30 protein-coding genes and 2 pseudogenes are annotated in these 25,147 nt (G+C 62.7%); 18 read left to right on the top strand and 14 right to left on the bottom strand.

Annotated features, from left to right (window positions below):
* Positions 1 to 47 precede the first annotated feature (47 nt).
* Positions 48 to 647 (top strand): flavodoxin family protein, encoded by a 600-nt coding sequence (locus GGC47_RS24415; RefSeq protein ID WP_429069404.1) that lies wholly within the window; start codon positions 48 to 50, stop codon positions 645 to 647.
* Positions 648 to 691: 44 nt separating this feature from the next.
* Here GGC47_RS24415 and GGC47_RS24410 read toward each other — a convergent pair whose 3' ends face one another.
* Positions 692 to 1,636: a cation diffusion facilitator family transporter gene (locus GGC47_RS24410; protein WP_429069403.1), complete on the bottom strand. Its 945-nt coding sequence runs from the start codon at positions 1,634 to 1,636 to the stop codon at positions 692 to 694.
* 336 nt (positions 1,637 to 1,972) lie between these two features.
* Between GGC47_RS24410 and GGC47_RS24405 the strand changes: the two genes are divergently transcribed.
* Positions 1,973 to 4,069 carry a catalase gene (locus GGC47_RS24405; RefSeq protein ID WP_429069401.1) on the top strand — a complete coding sequence of 699 codons (2,097 nt, stop codon included), beginning with the start codon at positions 1,973 to 1,975 and terminating at the stop codon, positions 4,067 to 4,069.
* A 216-nt stretch (positions 4,070 to 4,285) separates the two neighbouring features.
* On the opposite strand, the pseudogene GGC47_RS24400 reads toward GGC47_RS24405, so the two are convergent.
* Positions 4,286 to 4,812 (bottom strand): annotated as a pseudogene (locus tag GGC47_RS24400) (DNA-3-methyladenine glycosylase).
* 277 nt (positions 4,813 to 5,089) lie between these two features.
* A complete protein-coding gene (locus GGC47_RS24395) occupies positions 5,090 to 5,470 on the bottom strand; it encodes a DUF1236 domain-containing protein (RefSeq protein ID WP_429069399.1) in 381 nt (126 codons plus the stop codon).
* A gap of 173 nt (positions 5,471 to 5,643) precedes the next feature.
* Here GGC47_RS24395 and GGC47_RS24390 point away from each other — a divergent pair, with 173 nt between their 5' ends.
* The 4 genes and pseudogenes from GGC47_RS24390 (at position 5,644) to GGC47_RS24375 (ending at position 8,028) form a co-directional block, all read left to right on the top strand.
* Entirely contained in the window at positions 5,644 to 6,051 is a 408-nt protein-coding gene (locus GGC47_RS24390; protein ID WP_429069398.1) for a 3'-5' exonuclease, read from the top strand.
* Between the two features lie 401 nt (positions 6,052 to 6,452).
* Positions 6,453 to 6,650 carry a DUF3606 domain-containing protein gene (locus tag GGC47_RS24385; RefSeq protein WP_429069397.1) on the top strand — a complete coding sequence of 66 codons (198 nt, stop codon included), beginning with the start codon at positions 6,453 to 6,455 and terminating at the stop codon, positions 6,648 to 6,650.
* Positions 6,647 to 7,174, top strand: coding sequence for a hypothetical protein (locus GGC47_RS24380; RefSeq protein ID WP_429069394.1), 528 nt, complete (start codon positions 6,647 to 6,649; stop codon positions 7,172 to 7,174). The genes GGC47_RS24385 and GGC47_RS24380 overlap by 4 nt, the downstream gene beginning before the upstream one ends.
* Positions 7,175 to 7,438: 264 nt before the next feature.
* Positions 7,439 to 8,028 (top strand): annotated as a pseudogene (locus GGC47_RS24375) (CinA family protein).
* Here GGC47_RS24375 and GGC47_RS24370 read toward each other — a convergent pair.
* The 3 genes from GGC47_RS24370 to GGC47_RS24360 all read right to left on the bottom strand — a co-directional run bounded on the left by GGC47_RS24370 (position 8,025) and on the right by GGC47_RS24360 (position 9,538).
* Positions 8,025 to 8,498, bottom strand: coding sequence for a GFA family protein (locus tag GGC47_RS24370; RefSeq protein ID WP_465247593.1), 474 nt, complete (start codon positions 8,496 to 8,498; stop codon positions 8,025 to 8,027). The pseudogene GGC47_RS24375 and the gene GGC47_RS24370 overlap by 4 nt on opposite strands.
* A gap of 454 nt (positions 8,499 to 8,952) precedes the next feature.
* Positions 8,953 to 9,243 carry a DUF982 domain-containing protein gene (locus tag GGC47_RS24365; protein WP_429069391.1) on the bottom strand — a complete coding sequence of 97 codons (291 nt, stop codon included), beginning with the start codon at positions 9,241 to 9,243 and terminating at the stop codon, positions 8,953 to 8,955.
* A gap of 55 nt (positions 9,244 to 9,298) precedes the next feature.
* Positions 9,299 to 9,538 (bottom strand): DUF6894 family protein, encoded by a 240-nt coding sequence (locus GGC47_RS24360; protein WP_429069389.1) that lies wholly within the window; start codon positions 9,536 to 9,538, stop codon positions 9,299 to 9,301.
* 342 nt (positions 9,539 to 9,880) lie between these two features.
* Here GGC47_RS24360 and GGC47_RS24355 point away from each other — a divergent pair, with 342 nt between their 5' ends.
* Positions 9,881 to 10,714 (top strand): transglutaminase-like domain-containing protein, encoded by an 834-nt coding sequence (locus tag GGC47_RS24355; RefSeq protein ID WP_429069387.1) that lies wholly within the window; start codon positions 9,881 to 9,883, stop codon positions 10,712 to 10,714.
* 75 nt (positions 10,715 to 10,789) lie between these two features.
* Complete coding sequence (locus GGC47_RS24350; RefSeq protein ID WP_310094194.1) at positions 10,790 to 10,981, top strand: CsbD family protein; 192 nt, start codon at positions 10,790 to 10,792, stop codon at positions 10,979 to 10,981.
* A gap of 93 nt (positions 10,982 to 11,074) precedes the next feature.
* Here GGC47_RS24350 and GGC47_RS24345 read toward each other — a convergent pair whose 3' ends face one another.
* A complete protein-coding gene (locus GGC47_RS24345; RefSeq protein ID WP_429069386.1) occupies positions 11,075 to 11,578 on the bottom strand; it encodes a YciE/YciF ferroxidase family protein in 504 nt (167 codons plus the stop codon).
* Positions 11,579 to 11,736: 158 nt separating this feature from the next.
* Between GGC47_RS24345 and GGC47_RS24340 the strand changes: the two genes are divergently transcribed.
* Both GGC47_RS24340 and GGC47_RS24335 read left to right on the top strand, forming a co-directional pair.
* On the top strand, positions 11,737 to 12,036 hold the full coding sequence (locus tag GGC47_RS24340) for a PepSY domain-containing protein (RefSeq protein ID WP_429069384.1): 300 nt from the start codon (positions 11,737 to 11,739) through the stop codon (positions 12,034 to 12,036).
* Between the two features lie 36 nt (positions 12,037 to 12,072).
* A complete protein-coding gene (locus GGC47_RS24335; protein WP_429069382.1) occupies positions 12,073 to 12,639 on the top strand; it encodes a general stress protein in 567 nt (188 codons plus the stop codon).
* A gap of 240 nt (positions 12,640 to 12,879) precedes the next feature.
* Here GGC47_RS24335 and GGC47_RS24330 read toward each other — a convergent pair whose 3' ends face one another.
* Positions 12,880 to 13,968, bottom strand: coding sequence for a site-specific integrase (locus tag GGC47_RS24330; RefSeq protein WP_429069381.1), 1,089 nt, complete (start codon positions 13,966 to 13,968; stop codon positions 12,880 to 12,882).
* Positions 13,969 to 14,933: 965 nt separating this feature from the next.
* Here GGC47_RS24330 and GGC47_RS24325 point away from each other — a divergent pair.
* Positions 14,934 to 15,227 (top strand): helix-turn-helix domain-containing protein, encoded by a 294-nt coding sequence (locus GGC47_RS24325; protein ID WP_038366308.1) that lies wholly within the window; start codon positions 14,934 to 14,936, stop codon positions 15,225 to 15,227.
* Between the two features lie 215 nt (positions 15,228 to 15,442).
* Here the strand turns inward: GGC47_RS24325 and GGC47_RS24320 are convergent, their stop codons facing one another.
* Positions 15,443 to 15,967, bottom strand: a complete 525-nt coding sequence (locus tag GGC47_RS24320; protein WP_429069379.1) for a hypothetical protein — start codon at positions 15,965 to 15,967, stop codon at positions 15,443 to 15,445.
* Positions 15,968 to 16,097: 130 nt separating this feature from the next.
* Positions 16,098 to 16,346, bottom strand: coding sequence for a helix-turn-helix transcriptional regulator (locus GGC47_RS24315; protein ID WP_038366305.1), 249 nt, complete (start codon positions 16,344 to 16,346; stop codon positions 16,098 to 16,100).
* A gap of 191 nt (positions 16,347 to 16,537) precedes the next feature.
* Between GGC47_RS24315 and GGC47_RS24310 the strand changes: the two genes are divergently transcribed.
* Genes GGC47_RS24310 through GGC47_RS24285 form a run of 6 tightly spaced genes read left to right on the top strand, consistent with a single transcriptional unit; the run spans position 16,538 to position 21,070 of the window.
* Positions 16,538 to 17,083 carry a hypothetical protein gene (locus GGC47_RS24310; RefSeq protein WP_429069378.1) on the top strand — a complete coding sequence of 182 codons (546 nt, stop codon included), beginning with the start codon at positions 16,538 to 16,540 and terminating at the stop codon, positions 17,081 to 17,083.
* Position 17,084: 1 nt separating this feature from the next.
* Positions 17,085 to 17,957: an ectoine/hydroxyectoine ABC transporter substrate-binding protein EhuB gene (gene ehuB, locus GGC47_RS24305; RefSeq protein ID WP_429069376.1), complete on the top strand. Its 873-nt coding sequence runs from the start codon at positions 17,085 to 17,087 to the stop codon at positions 17,955 to 17,957.
* Between the two features lie 8 nt (positions 17,958 to 17,965).
* Positions 17,966 to 18,625, top strand: coding sequence for an amino acid ABC transporter permease (locus GGC47_RS24300; RefSeq protein ID WP_112765066.1), 660 nt, complete (start codon positions 17,966 to 17,968; stop codon positions 18,623 to 18,625).
* Positions 18,615 to 19,274 carry an ectoine/hydroxyectoine ABC transporter permease subunit EhuD gene (ehuD, locus tag GGC47_RS24295; RefSeq protein WP_429069374.1) on the top strand — a complete coding sequence of 220 codons (660 nt, stop codon included), beginning with the start codon at positions 18,615 to 18,617 and terminating at the stop codon, positions 19,272 to 19,274. The genes GGC47_RS24300 and ehuD overlap by 11 nt, the downstream gene beginning before the upstream one ends.
* Positions 19,275 to 19,296: 22 nt before the next feature.
* Positions 19,297 to 20,046, top strand: coding sequence for an amino acid ABC transporter ATP-binding protein (locus tag GGC47_RS24290; protein WP_429069372.1), 750 nt, complete (start codon positions 19,297 to 19,299; stop codon positions 20,044 to 20,046).
* 10 nt (positions 20,047 to 20,056) lie between these two features.
* The gene (locus GGC47_RS24285) at positions 20,057 to 21,070 is read left to right on the top strand and encodes a succinylglutamate desuccinylase/aspartoacylase family protein (protein WP_429069371.1); all 1,014 of its coding nucleotides are present in this window, start codon (positions 20,057 to 20,059) and stop codon (positions 21,068 to 21,070) included.
* Here the strand turns inward: GGC47_RS24285 and GGC47_RS24280 are convergent.
* The 4 genes from GGC47_RS24280 to GGC47_RS24265 form a co-directional block, all read right to left on the bottom strand.
* Positions 21,037 to 21,561: a GNAT family N-acetyltransferase gene (locus GGC47_RS24280; protein ID WP_429069369.1), complete on the bottom strand. Its 525-nt coding sequence runs from the start codon at positions 21,559 to 21,561 to the stop codon at positions 21,037 to 21,039. The two genes, GGC47_RS24285 and GGC47_RS24280, sit on opposite strands and share 34 nt — an antisense overlap.
* A gap of 243 nt (positions 21,562 to 21,804) precedes the next feature.
* Positions 21,805 to 22,428 (bottom strand): acyl-homoserine-lactone synthase, encoded by a 624-nt coding sequence (locus tag GGC47_RS24275; RefSeq protein WP_429069368.1) that lies wholly within the window; start codon positions 22,426 to 22,428, stop codon positions 21,805 to 21,807.
* A gap of 72 nt (positions 22,429 to 22,500) precedes the next feature.
* The gene (locus tag GGC47_RS24270) at positions 22,501 to 23,226 is read right to left on the bottom strand and encodes a LuxR family transcriptional regulator (RefSeq protein WP_429069366.1); all 726 of its coding nucleotides are present in this window, start codon (positions 23,224 to 23,226) and stop codon (positions 22,501 to 22,503) included.
* Positions 23,227 to 23,374: 148 nt separating this feature from the next.
* The gene (locus tag GGC47_RS24265; protein WP_429069365.1) at positions 23,375 to 23,641 is read right to left on the bottom strand and encodes a helix-turn-helix domain-containing protein; all 267 of its coding nucleotides are present in this window, start codon (positions 23,639 to 23,641) and stop codon (positions 23,375 to 23,377) included.
* 225 nt (positions 23,642 to 23,866) lie between these two features.
* On the opposite strand from GGC47_RS24265, the gene GGC47_RS24260 reads away from it, so the two are divergent.
* Positions 23,867 to 25,141, top strand: a complete 1,275-nt coding sequence (locus GGC47_RS24260; protein ID WP_429069363.1) for a threonine synthase — start codon at positions 23,867 to 23,869, stop codon at positions 25,139 to 25,141.
* Positions 25,142 to 25,147 lie beyond the last annotated feature (6 nt).

Genomic DNA, 25,147 nt, shown 5'->3' with positions numbered 1-25,147 from the left:
GGGTTCGCCAGAACGGCCTTCAGCCTCAAAAACGATTGGATTTCCAAATGACGCTCAAAATCTTGGCTCTCAATTGTACCCTGAAATCCGAAGGTGAGTCTTCAACCCAGCGCATCCTGGAATCGGCTCTCGATGAGTTCCCCGCCAACTGTAAGCAGGAAATCGTTCGAGTCGCTGCGCTCAACATCAAGCCGGGTGTCTCCTCCGACGAAGGGAAAGGCGACGACTGGCCGGCGCTCAGGCGCAAGATCGATGCTTGCGACATTCTGCTCATCGGCACCCCGATCTGGCTAGGCCAGCCATCGAGCGTCGCCAAGCGCGTTCTGGAGCGCATGGATGCCTTCCTCGACGAAGCGGACGATCAGAACCGAACGCCTGCTTATGGCAAGGTCGCTGCCATCGCCGTCGTGGGCAATGAGGATGGAGCCCATCACGTTTCCGCTGAAATCGCCCAGGCATTGTTCGATGTCGGGTTTACGATCGCGGCGGGCGGCCCGACCTATTGGGTCGGCGAGGCGATGGGCAGCGTGAACTTCATTGATCTCGACGAAATTCCTGAAACCACCGCCAAGGCGAACCGAATGCTCGCGCGCAATGCAGCACATCTAGCCGGCTTGCTGAAGCGGCATGCCTATCCGGGCTATTGAGAGAACAGAACGCCAAGAAGCGCTGCCTCCGGCGAGACCGAATCCTACTCGACCAGCTTGGCACGCCTTTCCCGCCAAGCGGCAGAGGTCTGCGGTTTCACAAAGATCGAGACGATGTCCGAGCGGCGTTTCTTCAGCCTCGCTTCGATGCGCTCCACGCAATCCTCGATATCCCCCGTGGAGCGGTCATCTTTGAATTCGAGGCTCAGAGCCACGACGATCTGATCGGGCCCCAGATGAACCGTTGTCATGCCGTTGACACGCTCGACATCGGGATCACCCTCGACTGCAGCCCTGATCTCTTCCTGCACATGGGGCAGAGCGGCTTCTCCGATGAGTAGGGCCTTGCTTTCCCGTGCGAGAAGCATCGCGGTGGCAGCGAGAATGACGCCGATCAGGATCGAGGCCACGCCATCGAGCTCCGGCCGCTCGAAATAAGCCGCTGCCGTGATGCCGATGAATGCGATGAGTAAGCCGAGTAGCGCTGCGGTGTCTTCGAACAGCACCGTGAAGACGCTCGGATCCTTGCTTTGCCGGACGGCGGCGAAGTAGCTCAGCGAGCCCTTGGCAACCTTGAATTCCTTCAGCGCGACCCCCCAGGAATAGCCTTCGAACAGGGCCGAGAGGCCGAGCACGACATAGTTCGCGGTCAGGTTCGTTGCTGGATGCGGCGTAATGACATGCGTCACGCCCTCGTACAGCGAAACGCCGGCCCCAATCGCGAAAACCAGCAGCGCGACAATGAAGCTCCAGAAATAGAGTTCACGGCCATGCCCGAAGGGATGCGTGAGATCGGGTGGCCGAGCGGCCCGGTTCAAGCCATAGAGCAGAAGCGCGCCATTGCCTGTGTCGACCAGGGAGTGAACGCCCTCCGACAGCATCGCCGAGCTGCCAGTCCAAGCCGCGGCGATAAATTTCGTCACCGCGATCAGGAAATTCCCTGCCAGCGCCGCGTAGATGACTTTCCGTGATCCCGAATGCGCCGCCATGCCGCCCCCCGCCTAGGCGCAACGAGCTGTCATGACGAGGGTTCCCAGCGCGGTTCGAGGACCCCAAATCGAGGATGGTCTCCCAACCCGCGCGCTTTGCATTGATCGGCAAACCATTCCTGTCTTGCAGCGAAGCTTCCGTGTCGCCCTCAGAAACCACAAGACTGAGCGGGAACTTAGAAACCTTCCACGTCGTTTTCACAGGACTGTGCCATGGCGGGTTCACTCTGCCTGGTCTTCGTCCAACCGATCGCGCGTCGTTCCCAGCGCTTGGCATGCAGCCGCGATTTCGTCACGCGGATCAGCGGCTGGCTAGCCAATGAAGGATAAAGTTCGATGGCCCGCTCCCCCCGCGACGATGCTTCCGGTTCCAAAGCCAAGGTCGGCAATGGCGGCGAGCTACATCAAGCAGCTTCTGCAGCCGATGCGCGGATCACCACCAATCATGGTGTTCCCATCAGCGACAACCAAAATTCGCTGAAGGCCGGCGGTCGCGGTCCGACGCTGCTGGAAGACTTTATCCTCCGTGAGAAAATCCAGCATTTCGACCACGAGCGCATCCCTGAGCGCATCGTTCACGCCCGCGGCTCGGCCGCCCATGGCTTCTTCGAACTGACGGAATCACTCGGCGATTTCACCCGCGCGAAGGTGCTGACCGAGGTCGGCGTCAAGACCGAGGTCTTCACGCGCTTCTCGACGGTGGCCGGTGGAGCAGGCTCGGTCGACACGCCCCGCGACGTGCGTGGCTTCGCAGTGAAGTTCTACACGAAGGAAGGCAATTGGGACCTCGTCGGCAACAATATCCCGGTCTTCTTCATCCAGGACGCGATCAAGTTTCCCGACCTGATCCATGCCGTGAAGATGGAGGCCGATCGCGGCTACCCGCAGGCCGCCAGCGCCCATGATACCTTCTGGGACTTCATCGGACTGATGCCGGAAGCGACCCATATGATCATGTGGGCGATGTCGGACCGGACCATCCCACGTTCGCTTCGGATGATCGAAGGCTTCGGCGTCAACACCTTCCGCCTGCTGAACGACAAGGACGAGCCGACCTTCGTCAAGTTCCATTGGCGCCCAAAGCTCGGCACGCAATCGACATGCTGGGACGAGGCGGTGAAGATCGCCGGCGCCGATCCCGACTACCATCGCCGCGATCTGCATGAGGCCATCGCCAAGGGGGACTTCCCGGAATGGGAATTCGGCGTGCAACTGCTCAGCCAGGACGAAGCCGACGCGCTGCCTTTCGACATCCTCGACGCAACCAAGGTGATCCCGGAGGAGCTGGTGCCGATCCGCATGATCGGCCGCATGGTGCTGAACCGCAACCCGGACAATTTCTTCGCCGAGACCGAGCAGGCCGCGTTCCTGCCAACCAATATGCCGCCTGGCATCGATGTCTCGGAAGACCCGCTCCTGCAAGGCCGGCTGTTCTCCTACCAGGACACGCAGCTCTCGCGGCTCGGGACCGTGAACTTCCACCAGATCCCGATCAACAGAGCCAAGGGCTGCCCCTTCCAGAACCTGCAGCGCGACGGACATATGCAGACGCAAGTCTTCACCGGCCGCGCGAACTACGAACCGAACAGCCTTGCCGAGGCTGGCGAAGACGGAGGCCCGCGCGAGGACCCTGTCGGCGGCTTCCGGACGGCGGCGATCCCGGTCGAGGAGCATAAGGTGCGTTTGCGCGCGGAGAGTTTCGCTGACCACTACAGCCATGCGCGGCTGTTCTTCCGCTCGCAGAGTGAGATCGAGCAGGCCCACCTCGCGAGCGCACTCGTCTTCGAGCTGTCAAAGGTCACGCTGGAGCATGTCCGCAACCGCGTGATGTCGAACCTCGTCAATGTCGACGAGGCCTTGGCGCAGCGCGTTGCAGACGGACTCGCCATGCCTCTCCCGAAGGGTTCGAAGCCCGCAGCGATCCCGATGGACATGGAGCCATCGCCGGCACTCCGCATCGTCGGCAAGTACCCCGAGACCCTGAAGGGCCGGACTGTCGGCATACTTGTCTCTGATGGGGCGGACGGAGCCCGGATCACAGCCGTCAAGGCTGCCGTCGAAGGCGATGGCGGAGCCGTCAAGATCGTCGCGCCGAAGATCGGCGGGGTGAAGCTCAAGGATGGCAAGACTCTCAAGGCCGATGGCCAGCTCGCTGGCGCGCCCTCTGTGCTCTTCGACGCGATCGCGATCATTGTCTCGGAGGCCGGTTGCGCCGCGCTGCTGAAAGAGGGTGCGGCGATCGACTTTGCCAAGGACGCTTTCGGGCATCTCAAGGCGATCGGCTACAGTGCAGAGGCCAAGCCACTTCTCGACAAGGCCGGTGTAGTGCCAGACGACGGCGTGGTCGCGCTCGGCAATTCAGCGGCTGATTTCCTGCAGCCCGCGCGCACGCGCCAATGGGCCCGCGAGCCCAGTGTCCGCACTCTGGCCTGAACGGACAACAAGGCTGCCGTGTCCGCTCGGGATGAGATGGGTCTGCCGGTCGTGGCCAGCTTTGTGTGGGCAGTCTCACCGCAAGTGGAGGGGCGTTCTTGCAGCAAAGCTAGCTTCGCGCTGGGAACGCCAGAGAAGATCGCACAGCGAAGGCGCTGCCGCGAAATTGCCGGCCGTAATCTGGTCCGCGACGCTGGCCGCCGACCGGCGGGGCGGCTACGCAAAGGGCCGGCTTAGGTGAGGGGACCCGGCGAGGCCGAAGCGCCAGAGGCGGTCCAGGGCTCTCGAAATTCCGATTCTCGGGCCGCACACCAGCATCGGCGGGCTGCTCCTATCGATCAGAAGAAATGGCGGCTCCGATAGGCTCAGTCCATTGTGGCTGGCATTGACGCCGAGGGCTTGCGCAAGCCGCCCGGGACCCGAACAAAGGTTTTTTGGGCTGCCGCGGCGATCCGCCATCCGATCGATTCCTCGCTCCGGAGCGAGCGCGCGAATGAGAACCGCGCCTCCGTCGACCGCGACGGCGTTGAGGCACCAATGCAGGCCATAGGACCGGTAGACGTAGGCGTGAAGAGACGCGCCGAACATGGCCGCGTTGGTAAGAGTGGGCCCTCGGAAGCTGTGCGAAGCGGATCGTCGCGCGTGTAGGCCTCGGTCTCCACGATCGTTCCACCCACGCCGTCGACCAGCAATGCGACCCCGATAAGCCGCTGTGCGAGGGCAGGGGCATCGAGTTCCGTCATGGCAGAGGCTGGGCGTGGTTTCGTGACATGGAGGCAAGCGTTCGCGCCGCCGCAGTAGAAGATCCCGGGTCCTGGAAATTGCTCGGGCCGATCCGGCTAGCGAGAAGCCGTGGAGATCGTCACCAGCGGTAGCAGACCTCGGCCGCAGATATTCAATAATGCCCGCAGCGAGACGACGCGGTTCTCTTCCGGGCCGGCCCCAGAAAAGTCCGGCCTCGCGTAACGTGGCCGGACCTTGTCATAGATTACTAGTGTTTAAGCCTGGCGAAGTGATCCGTCATTCAATGACCTGAATGATCCTTCGGGACTGTGGCTCGACGATCACTGTGCGATCGTTGACGACCGTACAGCGATAGCCCTTGGTGCCGAACTCGGACGGCACTTCGCGATAGGTCACGCCGCTCTCGGGCAGTACCGCTCCAACCCGAACGTCTTCGCGGTAGGTGTAGGACGGCACTTCGTTGGCGCGCACGTAGGTCTTGAAGCGCGGCGTTACATCGCCGGCGATCCCGCCAACGACCGCGCCGCCCACACCGCCCACAACCGCGCCGACCGGGCCGCCGACAATCGCGCCTCCCACGGCCCCCGTGGCTGCACCCGCCGCCGCGCCGCCGCGCGCGCCTTCCGGGTTCTGCGCATGGGCCAGAGCGGGAGCCATCAGAACCGCCGCGATCACAAGGTTACTTCTTCATGGGTTCGTCTCCTTGGAAGCCCCCCGACTGTCGAGACAACTTGAGTGGCTGTCGCGTGTTCCACGGCCCTAGCGCCCAGGCGATCCAGCCAGACAACGCGGAAGCCTGAGCTGATGCTGACTTGCGTTGGCCAGTTACAGTGCTGATCTCAGGCTCATGGAGCGCATCAGAGTTATCGACCTGGAGACGGCCGGCGAGGGGGCCGCACGATGTCTGCGAGGTCGGCTGGCAGGATGTCGCTATCGGCGCGGACGGCCGGTGGGAGCTTGCCGAGGAGCGCGGCGCCCACCTCGTGAACCCCGGCAGGCTGATCTCTCCAGACACGATGGCGGTGCACCACATTCGCGACGAGGACGTGGCTGGAGCACCGTTCTGGAAAGAGATTGCATCTTCCGTGCTCCGCCCGGCGGGCGGCCTTGCCGCGCTGGCGGCGCACCGAGCGGCCTTTGAACAGCGCTTCTGCCGGCCGGGTTTAACTGGAGGCGCGCAGTGGGTCTGCACCTGGAAGTGCGCCTTGCGGCTCTGGCCTGATCTGCCGCGCTTCTGAACCAGATGCTCCGTTACTTGAGACGGCCGACCGGGCTCGTGCACGAGGTCGGGTTGCCCGCGCACCGAGCCATGCCTGACGCTTACGTTACGGCGCACCACCTGCGCGACATGCTGAACGAGACCTCGCTTGCCCAATTGCTCGCCTGGAGCAGCTCGACACGCAGGGTCTTCCGAATACGGCAGCCTCCCGATTGCGTTACGTTGAGGAACGAGCGTCGCGAGCCTCCCTCTCCGGTACGCCTTAGGGCCAGCGGAACGCCGCGCCGTCGCCGCGTTAGCGCCGGATTCGACCTTGTTGCTCAAAGAATGCGTCGACCTTGTGCGGAAGGTCAGGCAGAAGCCCTGGCGCACCGGAACTAGTAGTCTCGCCATCCATTGATCCGCTCAAGGGAGGATCGAATGGCAGACGACGATACTAATCTCGGACACCAGAACCGCTCTCGCATCGATGTGAGCGAGGAACGCGAAGTCCGCTACTGGACCGACAGACTTGGGGTGTCCAAATCGCAGCTTGAGGAGGCAGTCCGAGAGGTCGGGCCCACGGCGGAAGCCGTGGAAACCGAACTTCGCAGGAAGACCCTGGCGGGCTGTCCGTGAGCGAGACTCTCACGATCCGCAGAATGGGTAACGACTGGCTCATTTGCGAGCCCGGCTCGCGCACCCGCATCGTTTCGCCCGGCAGCGGCGTGGTGGAGCGCATCGTGGCCGACTGGAACGCAGAGGAGGCGAAGCCTGTGAATATCGATTCGATCGCGGCCTACGAAGCGGCGGCGGCCAAAATCCACCAGCTTGCCGATGCCAGAGAAGGGTCGCCGGAGGCGGCCGAATTGGCTGCTTTGGTCGCGGCGATGAAGAATTGGGAGGAGCGCGGGCAGGGCGCTGGGGCAACGCCAGCTCTCGGAAACTACAAAACGCCCGCGCGGCCGGGCCAGCCAGGCAATGAGCGTGAAGAGAGGCAAGGCCCCAATCCCCGCTCAGCCCACTCCAGCGGTCCCCATCCGCCATACGACGTCAACGATCGGGAGGGCGCGGCAGCGGAAAAGCACGCCGCGGGGGCGTCCGATCACCAGGAGTCGGCTGCGCCCGCCAATCGCCCGAGCGGAAACATCAGGTCTACTTAGCACGAGCGAACGGCCATCTCACATGACGACGGATCCAATTCGGACCTTCGAGGAACTCGCGCTGGCCTTGAAGCGCTTCGAGGAGCTGTTCGGAGCCGCCGAAGGATCAAACGAGGCTCGCGAGCTGCGCAATGTGTCTGCCCGCCTCAGGAGCTTCGAGGATAGGGTCGCGGCCGGACTGGCAGTACAAAAGGCCCGATCGCGGTGCACACTCGATCGGTTCTCAGCTTACTGTCAGAAGCCAGCGAACACGCCGTAGCCGCAATGCCATCGCCAGACCCCCCGTATCCCCCCAGGCCAAACCATACCTCCGACGAGGAGGGCGTTAGCGAACTACGCTTAGACAGGCTTGAAAGCGCCGGGATACTGGCGGAGCGCCTCATCTCGCACTGCCTTGCGAGAAAGGAGCGCGTTGTGGTGGCGGAATCGTGCACCGCCGGCTTGCTCGGCCAGACGCTTTCTTGCTGTTTCGGCGCTGCGACTGCATTCGATGGCGGTTTCCTGACCTACACCAAGGAAGCCAAGTCGCAGATGCTGGGTGTACCGAGGGATTTGCTTAGAGCTGCACCGCGGTTCACCGCCGCGTGGCGGCCTCGATGGCCGAGGGTGCGCTCGCACGGAGTCCTGGCACGGTCTCTCTGTCGGTTACCGGTGTTACCCGCGACGCTCCAGACGAGGACGGCAACCCAATCGGTCGCGTAATTGTAGGTTGCGCGACCGCGACAGGGAAGCAGACAATCCACTGCGAGTTCGGACGACTGGCTTCCTCCGCGCTCAATCAATTGGCGGTCGCTGCCGCGCTGGCATTCGCCTTGCGCCAATTCGGAGACAAAAGCGTCTCTCCGGCCTTCTAAACGTTCGCGCTGTCGCGGTTGCCCTCAAATTGGTCCGTGCCCTGCAAGGCCGACAGCCAGTGCTCCCGTCGCGGCACCCACAACTCGTACTGGGGGGTAAGCGTGCTCGGAGCGTCGTCGAGGGAACCGATGCGGATCTCGATCTCGTTGCTGCCATCGCTGGACGCGAAGAGCGTCGATCCGCAACTTGGGCAGAACGTCCGGTGGTCGGTCGAACTTGTCCACTGACTGGTCCGGCCCGTCACCCGAACCGCATCGCTTGGCCACACCGCGAAAGCCATGAAAGCCGACCCCGTCTCGCGCCGGCACGTCTGGCAGTGACAGACTCCAGTCCTCATCGGGTTCCCGGCCGCCCGGTAGCGCACCGCGCCGCAATTACAGCCGCCGCTCCGACCACCGCCATCGGCGCTACTTCCTCGCGACCGGGCGGCCCGGGTCGATCGGGCTCCAGGATGCGGAGGGCTTTCGATCGCCGTCCTCCGTCGCGGGAGGAATCTGTTTATCCGGTTTGGATCGCTCTGCCGCAGGCGTGCCCGAGCCGGGCCGAGGCCTGCTGTCCGTCGCTCGCCGGGGTTGGCCGACTGTGTCGTCCTCGGGCTTGGACATTGCGCTCCCTCCTTGTTCTGAGCGATGAATTGCCGACCCTTCTTTTGGTTCCGATGTTGCCGCGAGCACGCGACCAGACAGACGTTGCAAGGTACGCCCTCACCGAAAGCCCAGCATCAAGAATTCCCCTGCGGTTCGGATTCCGCAGCCCGACCTCGGTTGTGTTCGGCCTGGCGCCGTTGCCGCTGAAGGCTTCGTCCAGCAAGTACACCATCGGTAAGAAGCCTTCTGTGACGGCCTCCGCCCTCAGCTCTCAAACTTGGCGATAAGCCTCTCCGCGCGGTGTGCCGCCGTGCCGGGTGCGCGGGAGTCCATCGTTTAGACCAGCCGCCCGCATTCCCGGGCGGCCGCCTCGAATGTCGATCTGGCATCGGCTACAGACGCGCCTCCCTTGAGGGCTGCCATGCAGACGGCGACCGCTTCGCGCCAACTCTCGCCCGCTCCGGAATGACGCCAACTCAGGAGGTACTCCGCTGCACGCTCGACATTGCTGACAGCGTAGCGCTCCCCGGGGTTGGAGGTCGCGACATAGACCGGGGGTGAGAACCAGTGCAGCGGCATGAATTCCAATACGTCGGCATTGTGGATTCGTTCCGCCACACGCCGCATCTCGGCTTCGCGACCCCTGCGTTTATCGCGATCGACGCGCTGTCCAGTCGTTCCGCTAATCGATGTGCCACCAGCCTTTGAGCGCGAGCCTAGCGCTGTAGATCGCACGTCCCGAAGTATTTCTCACGGATACCGAAAACGTGCGCTCGTCCCCGTCGGGCATCTCGTCACGCGCCATGTCGGGCAACAGGCTGAGCGCGGCTTTACGAGCAGCTTGCGCGTCCGGATACTCGGAGCCCTCATTGTCGATGATGGGAACGGCGCCGTCTGACGAATCGATGTTGAATCGCGGCATGCACTAACTGATAGCACTCTGTTATGTTTTTCTGCAAAAATGCACCGAGGCGAACGGAGAACCCGAGTTGATCGGACTCGGATATTCAGCAATCGGATAGCCGAAAGGGCCGGTACTTTAAGAAGGCGGCGCCCGATCGTTATCGGCCTGCCGACATTGGAAGCCACTGTGCCGAAAAGACGGCGTGGCTCTGCAAAGAGCCGTTCTTGGCCGCAAAGCAGCAGGTGCGGTTCCGCGATAATCGGAGCCGGCACAGATGCCTGAAATCTCGCCAAAGGCGGGAGGAACAGCGGCCATCCCGAGGTGTTGCGATTTACTGACCGTCACCATCGGGATCGCAGCATGGATATCCGCGTCGGCTACCGCATCGAGATCACCACGACGCAGCCCCTCTCGTGCATGACGCTGCTCGACCCGCACCCCAGCCGCGACGGAGATGTGGTCGGAGGCCAGACGCCTCAAGTCACGTCGCTTGCCGACGGCACGGACGTGCCGGTCCGCGAATACACCGACGGGTTCGGGAACAGGTGCCGGCGGCTCATGGTGCCCACGGGCGGCGCACTCTTCACAAACGACATGATCGTCCGTGATGCCGGCGTCCCCGACCAGTGGGACAAGGACGCGCCAGAGGTCCCACCGGACGACCTCCCGTCCGAGGTCATCGAATACCTCCTGTCCAGTCGGTACTGCGAGGTCGACGAGTTGTCGGCCGCGGCATGGAGCCTGTTCGGCAATTTCGCTCCTGGCTGGAACCGCGTCCAGCAGATCTGCAATTACGTCAATGCGCAGATTAGGTTCGACTACCAGTTCGCCAGGAACACTCGTACCGCCGCGCAGGCGATGTATGAGCGCGTCGGCGTCTGCCGTGACTTCACACACCTCGCCATCGCGCTATGCCGGGCCATGAATATTCCCGCTCGCTACTGCAACGGCTTCCTCGGCGATATCGGCGTTCCCCCGGACCCCGCGCCGATGGACTACAACGCCTGGTTCGAGGCGTATCTCGGCGGCAAGTGGTACGTTTTCGACGCGCGCCACAACACGCCGCGGATTGGTCGCATACTGGTGGCACGAGGGCGGGACGCTGCCGACATCCCCATGATCCACACCTTCGGGCCTCACGTGCTCCAGTGCTTCGAGATCGTAACCGAGGAGGTCGCCGCCGCCGCGGGGTGATCCGGAACATCCCAACCGAGGTGGCGTTGGAACCCACGACGCCGCATGGGCGGTAAGGTTATAGGAGATGCTCCGATGGGTAGCACGACCGACAAGATCAAGGGCATGGCCAACGAGGCCGCCGGTAACGTCAAGCAGGCCGCCGGCAAAGCGATGGACAAGCCCGGGCTGCATGCCGAAGGCGTGGCGCAGGAGCGCAAGGGCGAGGCCCAGCAGGCGCTCGGCAAGGGCAAGGAAGCCGTTAAGAACGTCGTCGATAAGGCCTAAGCGGCTGCGACTTCGCAAGTGGGCGGTCGCCGAAAGGCGCCCGCCCTTTTTCTTTTGAAGCCTCGGCGATAGCAACGCCGAGGCTTCGCAGCATTAGGCGGCCTTCGCCACGGCAGCGCTGTTGGCCGGACCGCCGAGCTGCGTCAGCGCCTTGTCGGTCTTAGTCTCCTCGGCGAGGGTTGCGTCCAGGAGCTTCACTGCGTCCTTGTGGCCGAGCTGCTGCGCCCACGCCTTGAGCGTGCCGTACCGGGCCATCTCGTAGTGCTCGACAGCCTGCGCGGACGCCACCAGGCCTGCGTCTATCGCCGGACTGTCGCGGTAATCCTCGATGACCGCCTTGCCTTCCTCGATGATCCCGAGGATTGCGTCGCAGGTCTTGCCGCGCGGGGCCTTACCGATAAGTTCGAAGACCTCCGCGAGGCGCTCGACATGGCCCTCGGTTTCCTCGCGATGGGTTTCGAAGGCCTTCTTGAGCTCTGCGGACTGAGCTGCTTTCGCCATCTTGGGCAGCGTCTTCAGGATCTGCTTCTCGGCGTAATAGACGTCCTTGAGCATGTCGTGGAACAGGTCGTCGAGCGGCTTCGGCGTCGTGGCCATGGTCTTCCTCCAGCATTGGGTGGGTGGTGGAGGCCAAACGGGCGCCGAGGCTCCGTGTTCCTCCCTCTTCGAGCGCTTGGCGTTGGAACTTTGGCGGGCAACTTGCCGTTTGTTTTCGCATCTCGGCGAACGCCGCCACCTGCCTAATGGAGACCATCATGAAGAAGCTGCTCATCGCAACGTTGATCGCCTCCGCGACGTCCTTCGCCGCCCTGGCCCAGACGTCGACGACATCGCCCATGCCGGCGCCCAAGGCCGATGCCGACAAGAACGCCCCGCTGCCGGGTGCCAACAGCTTCACCGAGGGCCAGGCCAAGAGCCGCCTGGAGTCGAACGGCTATTCCAACGTCGGCGCCCTCAAGAAGGACGGCAACGGCGTCTGGAAAGGAACGGCCACTCATTCCGGTGCGCAGGTCAATGTGTCCGTCGACTATCGCGGCAATATCACCCGCAACTGATCCGTGCCGCTCGCACCCCGAACTCTGGAGAACGACATGACCCGCACCCTGACCCGATCCTACGACAATCACGCCACCGCCCGCTCGGTCGTCGAGCAGCTGGAGGCCGCCGGCGTTTCAAGCAGCGACATCAGCATCGTCGGACGAGATGGCGACACCGGTGAGACCAATGCCGCAGAGGGCGCCGGCATCGGCGCGGGCGTCGGCGGCGCCGCTGGCCTGCTGACCGGCCTCGGACTTCTCGCGATTCCGGGCGTTGGTCCCGTCGTCGCGGCCGGTTGGCTGGCGTCCACGGCGGCAGGCGCCGTCGCCGGTGCCGCCGCCGGCGGACTGGTCGGCTCCTTCGTGAAGGAAGGCCACGACGAGGATGAGGCCAACTACTATGCCGAGACGGTTCGCCGCGGCGGCTCGGTGGTCTCCGTACGGACCGAGCCGGAGCACGAAGCCACCGTCCAGGCGATCCTCGACGGCGCCACGCCGATCGACCGCTCGACCCGCGAGGCCGACTACCGCGCTGGCGGCTGGTCGCGCTTTGACGAGAACGCCGATCCGTATGTCCGCGACGCCACGGCGACCGGGCGCGTGCCGCCAGCGGTCATCTGATCGCTCGCCCAATTGCGAAAGACGGCCCCGGTGACCCCGGGGCCGTTGGCATTGATGTGCCGCGCACGTGATCAGGTGATCGGCGGCCGCAAGGGGCAGCCAAGTTGTCTCCTTGCCGCAATCGGCGGGCAAAGCGGCTGGCTCCTATCGGGCGCGGCGGAGGGCCCGCGGTTCTGGAGTGGGGCCGTCAGTCAATTCAGGCAGTTTCAACAAGGCGAGCGCCTGTCGGGCCTGTTCGAACTAGGGGCCGCCGGAGTAGATCCTCATGGTTGTACCAGCCCGACCATGCCCAACCATCGCTGAGACGAGATCCGGCGAGACGCCTGCTTGCTCCAGTCGCGTGATAAACCACCGCCGGAAGCTGTGAAAGTTAACGCGGGACCGACGCAGCTTGAGCATTCCCGAGGTATCTTCCCCCGGTAAAATCGGCTCATCATCGTAGTGGCGCCTACCGTCGGGAGCGATTTTGACCCGCGCGTGGACGTCGTCGACCTTGCATTGCCTCCTGTAGTCCGTGAACTGGTTGCTGGCCTTGAATGACCGCTCCCGCATGCTGTCCTTCTTCTTGACGGGCGGCCATTCAGGGAAAAAGTCGTCGGTGGGCAATTTCCCAAGGGAACGGCGCGCCACGATTTCCTCCAGATCTGGGTGAATCGGGACGTCGCGGGGGCCAGGCTCCGACTTCATGGCCTTGAAGGTGAATGCACCGTCGGCTGTATCTCCCACCTTCAGCGAGACGATAGCATCGATACGCGCGCCCGAGAGGGCGCCGAGTTTCATGAGGTCGTTCATCGCCTGTTTGGCAGGGCCCATCAGGAGCCTGCGAACCTCGTCGTTCGTGAAGTGACGCTCTTTGATGTGAGCCGGCTTCTTGGGCACGCTGATTTTGCAGTCTTCCCAGATGTTGACCCTTACCTTCTCGTTCTGCGCCATGTCCGACCAATAGGCAGACAACCTGGTCAGATATTTTTTGCGGGTCACCGGATCGAGGTTGGTGTCGACCTCCATCTGAATGCCGCGGCTGTTGTCCTCGTCGATCGGACCCATCTCCTTGCAGAAAGCCTTTGCGTGCGGCTTCCGCAAACCCTCAAGCGTGAAAGGCACGTTTTTCCGATCGCACCAATCTCGCAGGTACTGCATAGCCCTATAATCATCTGATCTAGTCCGGTAGGTGACATTCAGGCCGCTCATGTAGGCTTTGTGGTGCTCGTCGGCGGGCGTCCCCAGCTCCATGGCGATCGCGCGAAACTTCTGCGCGGTAGCTTCTCGCTCAGGATCGTACACACCGATCTTGATCGGAGCTCCCGTCACGTCGTCTTCGATCGTCACGTGAGAAATGGGCTTGCCGCGGAGCTTGAGCGTCTACAAGAGCTGCACGCGGCGCTTGTCCGTACTGCTGTCCCTGCGCTTCCCCTCGTGACCCTGCTGCCTTTGGGCTGTCAGCCTACGCGCTGGAAGATGGCATTCACCTTTGAGGAACGTGTTGGCATTTGGTTGGGGCGTAGGCGCTTAGGCACGCCCTTGGCGGTGCGCTGTTCCTTCGCTTGTGTGCTGGAGATGGCCAGCCTGCTTCGTGCCATCTTCGGGCCTCCCTTGGGCGGAGCTTGAGGCTGGCCCTGCCGAGGCGACCAGCGACGGCGCCGCTCAGATTTGCCTTGGTTGCCTTCTCGACCTGCAGGGCTGCGCGGACGAAGCTGGAGTTCCGCACCGTGACCGAGTGAGGCGGGCTGTTGTTGCTGATGCGGTCCCGGGCCTTGAAAAGCGCGTCGTTCAGAGCGCCAGCCGAACGGCATTTGGTGGAGACGCCGCCAATGCTCTTGGCCTTTCTCTCGAACTCGGTCAGGCCGAGGCTGAGCATCGGCGTCCTCGAAATGGAAAACCCCGCCGGTGAGGGCGGGGCTTCGGGCTGCGTGAACGAAACGCGTCCCAGGTTCCTGATGCTCCGGGGGGACAAAGCGATCAGGTCCCGGGACGCTACAGCAGAAAAGGCTAATGGAATGTCAGCATCGACGATCCGGGCGCCCATCCTTCCGAGCAGGGCCATCGTCGCACGCAGCGATGTTTACCCGACCAGCTCGTCGAACTGTTTCAACGAGAGAGCCCCGGGGGCGTGTATACACGTGTCTTCTGATACCCGAAGAGGAGGACCGGCGCTCCCGCGTTTCCGGCGGCGTCTATCACTCCGTCTCTGGCGGATAGGCCTCGCCCGTTTCCGTGCCTCGCGTTAAACCTCTGGAACGCAGATGCCTAACCAACGTTGAGTTGCCGGCGCACGGATCAATTGGGAGGCAATCATGACGCTTGGCGAGATCATGGTCCTGCGCAAGGCGATGGGCATGTCTCGGAGTCAGCTGGCCGAGGAGCTGGGCATTCCACCCCCAGATTGGCAAGCCGTCGAATGCGGGAGAGCCGAGCTGCAAAGGATCCACATCTTGGCCATCGAGCGTCTCAGCCTAAGGTTCGCCGCTTCCACGGGATCGACCGAGGCCATCCCGGCTGACGTAAGGGACGATGCCTGTGCGGTCATCCGGAGGGAACTCGATGACGAGAACTTCCGAAAACTATTTCTCAGTGATCTCGAGCGGTAGCGGTTGCGCGGGGGGAGCGGGTCTCCCCCGAGGGATCATGGACACCGTCGGCCATACAGATATCAAGCACGCCGAGCTCTACTCGCGCGAAGCGAAATAGGCGCTCTTGGCGAGCCGGCATGGGTAAGGTTGTGAAGTTCGTCAAAAGGCCGAAAAAGGTGGCTGAATACCGGTGGGCGAACCATGCCGGCAACCCGGCCGGGAATCCTTTGAAATCAATCAATCCGCCGTCTTCGGCTGATAGCCAATATTTGAGAGCGATAGTGCTGGCGAGCTAGCCGCCCACTCGGAGCGTCTGGTAACGCGGCCTGATCGGTCCATTCTGGCAGCGAGGGCGGGGCGATGAGCTTGAACTTGCGCTCGCCACCGCCGAGAAGCACCGCAACCGATCCGGCATCGTCCAGGGCGGTGTGATCTGCGCATTGGCCGATCGTGCGCTGGGAACGGCGTCGCGTGCACTCACCGGCAATCGGCCACAGGTCACGATCAAGCTCGACATGACCTTTCTCGACCGCATCGAGATCGGTGACCTGATCGTGGCCCGGCCCAGAATCCTTAGGCAGTCGCCGAGCCTCAGCTTCGGCGAAGTGGGATTGTTTGCCGCCGACAGGCTCTGTGCCAGCGCGACAGGCGTCTTCCGACTGCATTAAACGCAGCATGCGGGCGGCAGTGCGGGGCGGAATCTTAGAACTGCTGGAACGCCGCCATCCGAGTCTGAAGCTCGACAAGCCCAGCTTCACGGCCCCGTTTCTCGCGCGCGTCTTCAAAGACGGCTACAGCTCACCAAGTCTCCGCGGCATTGCCGAAACAGGTACCAATGGCGCGATCCACTTTCGCCTGACATCCTCCGGTCGAAAGTTCTGGACCGACTCAAGTCTGATCGGATCGCTTGGCTAAACGCAGCCCAGCTCCGCCACCGTTCTCAGGGATAAACTCTATCCCTGCCTTCTCGAAGGCTCGCGTAATTGCGTCGAGGTTATTTCGGTGAGGCGTTCGGAGGCCGCGTTCAAAATCGACGACGGTTGTTCGAGATACTTTGGCCGCATCTGCCAAATCTCCTTGGCTCCATCCAAGCATGGCTCTCGCCGCCCGACATTGCGCGAGGGAAATCAAAATCATTCTGAATGTCGTTCTTTTTGGTTGACAGTGGTCAAAAACAACGGCTTTATGCTCGTGTCGGCTGATGCTGGCGGCGGTTGCGCGAGCGACTTCGCATGACACTACCTCACGACGTTGTTCGGAAGCCGCTTTCCGGCTGATTCCGACAATACCACGACTTTGTCTTCCGTCACCCTTGGGCGGGAGAATGGATGACGTCCATGCCCCGTCCTACGCATTTCGAGTCGACAGGCACAGCGACATTGGCGGACCCGGCCTTGGCGTTGTCATTGGCATGGACCGAGGCTCACGCCGTAACGGCCGAGCAGTGTTTGAAGCAGCAGCAGCTCGAGACCGCGCTGTTGGAGCGAGGGCCTTCTTCGGAATGCGTCGACGGAAAACCAGCGAGCAGGGCAGGGGGCCGCGACGGCCTGAGCCGGGCCTACTCCAAAGCAAAGGCCGCCGAGACACTGGCTGCTGCGCACGAACGAGAGCTGCTGGAACGCCTCGTCCGAACGCCCGCTAGCTCACTGGCTGGAATTGCCGCGAAGCTCTCCGTCATCGCGATCGAAGCGGAGGACAATACGGACCTGGCGGATTTTCCAGTGTCGCACGTCCGGTCCGCTCTGGAGGATCTCCAGCGTTTGATGGGCCGCGCGATCGTCGATTCATGCCCGGCTCCGAAGAGCGACCGCGAAGACGTCGGCGGAACCGACTCTTGCCGGGCGCAACGTCAAGTCATCCAACGGGAGAGCTGAAATGGTAGCACGGGCTGTGAAAGGGATCGGGCTGTTCGCGATGGCGGCTTCCCTGCTGATGATCTCGAACGCAAGCAGCGCGTTTGCCGAAACGACCAAGGAACGGATCCTGCGCGAGGGCAGGATCGTCGTCGGTATCCATAACCGCTCGCCTTGGGGCTTTCGCGACGAGAAGACAGGCGAACCCACCGGATGGCACCCCGACATTCTCAAAGCTGCCTTCGCCGATCTCGGCGTGAAGAACCTCGAGTTCCAGGTGACCGAGTTCGGAGCGCTCATTCCGGGCCTCCTGGCGGGCCGTTTCGATGCTGTCGCATCGGGACTTTCGATCACCCCTGACCGCTGCAAGCAGGTCGCCTTCGGTGCGCCGGACCTCCAGGCCCCGGACGCAGCCATCGTCCTGGCTGGCAATCCAAAGAAGATCCATGGCTATGCCGATATCGCCGCTCGCGAAGACATCGTGATGGGAGCCGGTCGCGGCAGCGTCGTCACCACCAACGCCGGGGCGGCCGGCGTGCCCAACAGCCGGATGCTGCTGTTTCCGGACATCGAATCCAACCTCTCCGCGCTACGCGCCGGCCGGATCGACACGGCACTCATGGCATCGCCGACGGTCATCGGTCTTCTGGCCGGGAAGGGCGCGGACGGCCTCGAACGCGTCGCGCCATTTGACGTAGGTAAGGCACATACCAATTTCGCGGCGATCGCCTTCCGAAAACAGGATGTCGATCTGCGCGCCATCTACGACGAGCAACTGGCCAAGCTGAAAGGCACCCAGGCCTTCGCCTCGATCATGAAGAAATACGGCTTCGGCGAGCAGGAAGCCGTTCCGCCGGGCATCGCCACCGCCGACCTCTGCAACCGGAAGCAATAGGGATGCCGATGAGCCTGTTCGACATCTGGCTGGGCATTCTGCAAGGGCTCGGCACAACGGCGGCGGTTACCGCCTATGGCCTTGTCTTTGCCGTTCCTTTTGCGCTCGTGTTCGGCGTCGCCCAATATCTCACGCAGGGCATCACCCGTCTGCTGGTGACCGGCGTTATCGAATTCTGGCGCAGCTCCGCCGTCATCATCCTGCTGTTCGTCTTCTATTACGCGCTGCCTGTCGTCGGGATCACCTTGTCGGCCCTCACGGTGAGCGCCATGGTTCTCGGTCTGAACGCCGGCGGCTACGCCAGTCAGGCGGTGCGGGCCGGTCTGCAGGCGATTCCGGCCGGGCAGAAGGAGGCTGGCGCGGCTCTCGGTTTGTCGCGCCCGGCGATCCTCCTCTTGATCGAGCTGCCACAGGCGCTGATCGCGATGAGCCCGACCTTCGTCAACACGCTCATCCAATTGGTGAAGGCGACAGCGCTGGTCTCGCTCGTGACACTGACCGACATGACGTTCCGCGCCAAGGAAATCGCGCAGGTCGAATACAATCCCGTCGCGATCTACACCGCGCTGCTCCTTGCCTTCTTTGTCGTTTGCTACCCGATCGCCCTGGCCGGACGCTGGCTGGAGGCGCGTGTCGCCGCACCCGGGAGCCGCTCCGGTGGAATTTGATCTGGCCTTCGCCTTGTCCAGCGTGCCGACCATTTTTGGCGCGGTCGGGATAACCCTATGCGTGGCGCTCTTAAGCTGCATCGGTGCCGCCTCAATCGGCTTTCTCTTCGAGATGGTGCGACGCGGCGGTGGCGTCGCCGGCCTCACGACCGGTTTCGTGATCGACTTCATCCGGTCGACACCCGTGTTGGCCTGGCTCTATTTTCTCTACTTCGTCCTGCCATTCTACGGCATTCGCCTCGGCTCGATGACAGTTGGCGTCATGGGCCTCAGCCTCTATTACAGCGGCTATCTGGCCGAGGTCTTCAAGGCGGGGATCGACGCCATTCCGAAAGGCCAGTCGGAGGCGGCCCGGGCGCTGTCCCTCAGCCGGCGCGATGCGGTCATCTACGTGATCGCGCCACAGATGTTGCGCAATATCGTGGCCCCGCTCGGCAATTATTTCGTCTCGATCCTCAAGGCGACGCCCTATCTGGCAGTGCTGGCGGTTCCCGAAATGCTCGGACGCGCCTTCGATATTGCCTCGGAAACCTATCGCTACACCGAGCCGCTGGTCGTGGCGGGTCTCATCTTCCTGGTGCTCGCATTGGTGATTTCCCATGGCGTCAAGCGCCTCGAACGGCGCCTGCTTGCAGTCGGCGCGCGATGACTCACCGAAGCCGGATCGGAACATGAGCGAGGAATTGGATGCTATCGTCGATATCCAGGGCCTCAATAAATGGTTCGGCGCGCTGCACGTGCTGAACGATGTTGACCTAAGGGTCGCAAGCGGCGCGCGCGTCGTGGTGTGCGGACCGTCGGGTTCGGGCAAATCGACCCTCATCCGCTGCATCAACGGGTTGGGGAGCTATCAGAAAGGCACGCTGCGTCTGGCGGGAACGACGGTTGGCGTCAATGCCAGGGAGACGGCCGCCGCGCGCCGCCTGACCGGCATGGTATTCCAGAGCTTCAATCTGTTTCCACATCTGACGGTGCTGTCCAACTGCACCCTGGCGCTGCGGCGCGTCGCGGGCCGCAGCCGCGGCGAGGCCGAAGACATCGCCATGGCTCATTTGGAAAAGGTCAGGATACCGGAGAAGGCCATGTCCTATCCCGGGCAGCTCTCTGGTGGGCAGCAGCAGCGCGTGGCGATTGCCCGCGCACTCTGCCTCAACCCGCGCATCATGCTTTTTGATGAGCCGACCTCGGCGCTCGATCCGGAGATGATCAAGGAGGTGCTCGACGTCATGGTCGCGCTGGCTGGTGACGGCATGACCATGATCTGCGTCACCCACGAGATGGGTTTCGCCCGCGAAGTCGCCGATCAGGTCGTCTTCATGGATCAAGGATGCATCATCGATCGCGCATCCGCGCGCGACTTCTTCGGCATGTCGGGCCACCCCCGCTCACGACTTTTCCTGAAAACGATCCTGAAGCACTGAGAGAACGTCGATGACGGGTTACACGCAGGTCTGGACGCCGCTCGACTTCGAGGCGGATGGGAAGCAATGCGACTGGCTGCGCGTGCCTCATTCGACGGATTTGTCGGGATATGGCGTGGTGCCGATTCCCATCGTGTGCATCCGGAACGGAGCGGGTCCCACGGCCCTGCTCCTGGCTGGCAGTCATGGCGACGAATATGAAGGGCAGATCGCGCTCGCCGCGCTGGCGCGTCAAATCGATCCGGCCGATGTGAGGGGCCGGATCATCATCCTGCCCGCGCTCAACACCCCTGCCGTCGAGGCCGGCCGGCGCGTCTCGCCGCTGGACGCGGGCAACCTCAACCGCTCCTTTCCAGGCGATTCCGTTGGCGGCCCAACGGCCATGATCGCGCATTACGTGGCCACCGTGCTCCTCCCCATGGCGGACCTTGCGATCGACCTTCACGCGGGCGGACGCTCGTGCGACTACGTGCCATGCGCCCTGATCAGAAGCGGTGGAAGCGAGAAGGAGCAACGGGAGCTTGCCGACCTCGCGGTTTCGTTCGGCGCTCCGATCACCTCCATCAGTGACGGCTCCGGCGGCGGCGGCAGGACCACATTCTCGGCCGCCGGGCAGAGGATGGGGGTGCCGGTGCTCACCGCCGAACTTGGCGGCGCCGCCGCGCTGTCGCGGGAAGGCCTGGCGATCGCGGAGCAAGGACTGCGACGCGTTCTGCAACGCCATGGCCTGTTGTCCGGCACGACCGCCGATCCTGGCTCGCCAACGCGTTTCATGCGAGTTCGGGGCAGGGGGGCCTTTGTCTACGCCATGCGCAAGGGGCTATTTGAACCGGCAGCCGAACTGGGCGCTGACGTCGACGCCGGCCAGCTTGCCGGCGTCATCCATGCCATCGATCGGCCGTGGCAGGACCCGGAGCCCGTCTCCTTCACCGAGAGCGGGATGGTTGCCTGTCGGCGTGCTCCGATGCTGACCGAGGCCGGCGATTGCCTTTACAAGCTCCTCATCGACATTGACCCGGGCTGATCGCCGCAAAGGCGCTCGACCGGAGCCATCATGATCCGCTGGTGACCGATGCGCCCTTCGACGACCCGTCCGGTGGGAGTCAAGCCACAGGCCAGGTTCAAGTTGAAGGCGGCGAGGTTGGCGACGTTCACGCTCGACATGACATGTGTGACGGCTGGCCGTTCCCGTGCGATCCATTGCGCAGCAAGGCGGATGGCCGCCTTGCCATAGCCACGACCCAGGAGGCGCGTGTCGATCCGCAGATTGTTCAGCGTCATGCAACCTTTCTCCGCCCAGGCGGGCAGAGCGGCTTCTTCCCGAGCGACGATGAAGCCCACGACTCTGCCGCCGTCGCAAAGCGCAAAGGGAATCTGGCGTGGCGGCGAGGCTCGCAGCTGATCGAAGACGTCGCCGATCGGCCCGCCGGAATAGGGTTCCTTGTCAGGATCGATGGCGATGCCGGCGACGGCAGCCTCATCGTCAAGACCGAGCTCACGCAACGAGACCGCCATTTTGATCTCCTCCGGTCCGTCAAACCGGTGATCAGTCTTGCGCGTATTGTTCCAGCTCAGCCTGACGGAATCCGGGGATGGACTTGACGTGCTGCCAATCGAGGCCGAAGGCGTATCTGGCTGCCGGATCGTACAGATGACATCGTGGCCGATGTCCGGGAAAGCTCTGGCTCCGGAAACCGATTCTGGGCTCCGTAACTCTGCCGGCTCTCGGGGACGACATGCCCAGCTGCGCGCGACGGTTCAGCCCGTCATCGAGGCTTCCGCGAGTATCGGCTCCCGAATGCCATAGGCTCGGCGGGTGCTTGCGATCGCTTCCGGTGTGACGTCGATCAGCAGCGCGATGATGTCGCCGTCTTGGTGCTGCAGAATATCGCCCAGTTCTACAATGCTCCACCCGAAGGCCCGCAGACGCTTCGGCCAGAATGATTCACATACGACGCTGATCTGCCGGATGCCGAGTTTGTGCGCAACCTCGAGCACGCCGCATAGGACGATGCCGGCAACCGGAGACGATCTGCCGCGGCTGCGCAGCGCCGGGCTGACGAAAAAACGCGTCCATTCGAAGATGTCTGGCGCTCGCGGCGGTCCGGCGGGCGCGAGCCCAGGAAACACGTTGGCGAGCAGGTGGGGCTGCAGCGTCGGGACAAGCCGCGACCCGCCGACGATCTTGCCGACGCTGTCGAGCGCCAGCAAATAGACGGCATGCTCGGTGTCGAATGCATCCATCTCTATATTGATGGGTCGCGCCAACGCATGCCATTGCCGCCGTTTGACATAAATATCGTAGCGGATGCGAAAATATCGCTCCAGCTCACGTCTGTATTGCCGTCTGTTGTTCCAGGTGACAACGTGAATTGCAGCCATTATCCCTCCCGACGATACAGGAACGGGTTAGGTCGGCGGCGCTGGAAAATTTATGCCAGAATTCCGGTATTGCTAGATCTGAATTTCGTACCTGCGCAACGCCTTTACGATGGCGTGGGCGACGTTAATCGCGTCGAGCTTTTCGCGAATGTTGCGTTGGTGACTCTCGACGGTGTTGGTCGATATCCCAAGAATACTGGATATGTCATCCGTCGTTTTGCCTTGCGCGCTCCACTGCAACAGTTCGCGCTCCCGCGGCGTCAAGGGCGAACCTCCCTCGTTATCCGATTTGCTCTTCAAGCCCACTTTGCGAAACATGTGGACGCAAAGTGCTTCGATCAGAGGCATTGCGCTGGGCGGTACCTCGACGCGGTCACTGCCTGCCGTCACCACGGCTGGGCCGGCAAGCGGGACATGGATCGGAACACAAATTCCATCCTTCATACCGAATTCAGCGGCCTCATCCATGACGAGACGGCCTCGCGGCGTCAAACTGCCCCTGGGCAATTGATGCCAGAGGAATGGCTGCGCCGCGAGGCGGCAGTGAGCGGCGCAAGGGTCGTGAAGGAAGTGGCCGGCGGACTTGTAACGAGCGAACCACTCACTCCTCCATCCATCATGCAGGATCGCACGATGCCACTGCCTGTCGTGAGGGACCGGCAACCTGGCGATCAAGAAACTGTGTAGGCCGTAGCGCCGGAGAAGCCCCTGAAATATTTCGACGGCGCGTTCAGATGAATGGGCGGCGTCGATCTCGGTTATCGCCGCGAAAAGCTCCAAAACGGTCGCGTTGTTCATCGATAGACCTCGGCAGGTCTTGCAATGTCTGCTTCAACCTAAGCGTGTTTTGCGATTGGCCTCAATGCCGTGAACGTCGATTGTCCAATGTAGGAGTCAAGCCGGCTCACGATCTTTGGCCGTCATACAGCGAGCCGGAGACTGAAAATCAGTCCGTTGCAGGTGGCGTCGACCGCTTGGCTGAACGTCCAGCGCGTCGCTCCGGCGCTTTTGCGGTGATCAGATCCTGAGGTTCGACGTCCAACGCTTTCGCCAGGATTTCCAACGTGTCCAGAGTAGCGTTACGCCGTCCGGCTTCGACGCTGCTGATATAGGCCCGCGTGCGCCCCGAGACGAAAGACAACTGCTCCTGCGAGAGCTTTCTTTCCCTTCGGAGGCGCTGCACGTTCAGACCAAACACGGCGCGAAGTTTCATCCCGCGAAAGGTGCGGCGACGCACACTATGGTGCGACACACTCTAGTGAACATTCCGCGTTGACAGAGAAGTAGGCGCCTGTTTGAACCGGTTGGCGACCGAACGATCCTTTACAGCGGAATTGCGATGGCCAGCCAACCTGTTAGCGCGCTCCCAACATGCGGCTCGGACCCGGCATCCAGGCATCGATCCGAGCTGGAGAACAGGCCTCCGAACGATCACGCAGTGCCTGGCTGTGCGAACATCATCGGGCTCAGCTGCATCCGCTGCGGCGCCTCCTATTCGGGCAGCACCGAGATCGATTCCAGGGGCTGTCCGGCTTGCCGTGAGGCTGCGCCGGTCAATCTCAAACCCGTCTACGCTTCGCCCGTCGATCCGCTGTCGATCGCACCAAACGCGCCGCGATCAATGTGGCGCTATGCCCATGCGCTGCCATGCTCGCTCGACGACGCCGTGTCGCTCGGAGAGGGGCAAACGCCTTTGATCGAGGCCGCCCGGATCGGTCGTGCGATGGGAGTCCCGAACCTCTTCATCAAGGACGAGGGCCGAAACCCGACCTGGTCGCATAAGGACAGGTTCTCGACGGTTGCGGTGTCGGTGGCGCGCGCTCAAGGTTCAACGGTGGTGGCGACGGCCTCATCCGGTAATGCTGGAGCCTCGCTGGCAGCCTACGCCGCCCGCGCTGGGCTGGACTGTGTTGTCGCGACGTTCGGTGGAGCAGCCAACGCCATGCTGGCGCAGATCAGGAAATACGGCGCGACCGTGCTGCCGCTCGCCAACAAGATGGATCGCTGGACCCTGCTTGCCGAAGCCGCGACACGCTATGGCTGGTTCATCACATCGCCCTATCGCGTGCCCGTCATTGGCAGCCACGCCCTGGGTATCGAGGGCTACAAGACCATCGCTTATGAAATCGTCGAGCAGTCGGGCGGCATCGCGCCCGACTGGTGTGTTTTGCCCGTCTGCTATGGTGACGCGCTGTTTGGTGTCTGGACGGGATTTCAGGAACTGTTTGCGCAAGGCGCGATCTTGGGACTGCCCAGGATGGTGGCGGCCGAAGTGCATGGATCGCTGGCGCAAGCGCTCGCCACGGGGAGCGACAGGCTCGAAGAACGCAGCCCAGCATTCGAAAGCCTTGCTGTTTCGATCGGAGCGCCACGCAGCGCCTATCAGGCCCTGAAAGCCCTGCGCGAGTCCTCCGGCCGCGCCGTACCGCTGAACAATGACGGGCTTGTTCAAATGCAGGAGCGCCTCGCCCAGGATGAGGGGATTTTCGCCGAACTGGCCTCGGTCACACCGCTTCTTGCGATTGCGCGATTGCGTGAAGAAGGTGTCATAACCCCTGACGATCATGTGGTAGCGGTTGCCACCGCCAGCGGGTTGAAGGATCTGGATCGATCGGTGGGCCAAGCTGGAGATGATACGATCTTTCGATCGACGGGCGAAGCCTGGGATTGGCTTGGCCACAATGCCGCTGCGCTGTTGGCTTGGCAAAGGTAGACGGCT

It is taken from the genome of Allobosea sp. OAE752 (genome assembly GCF_050433265.1).
In the GTDB taxonomy this organism is placed as follows: Bacteria; Pseudomonadota; Alphaproteobacteria; order Rhizobiales; family Beijerinckiaceae; genus Allobosea; species Allobosea spartocytisi.
Note: the sequence above shows the minus strand (reverse complement) of the source record. Positions and strands in the feature narration are given on the sequence as shown.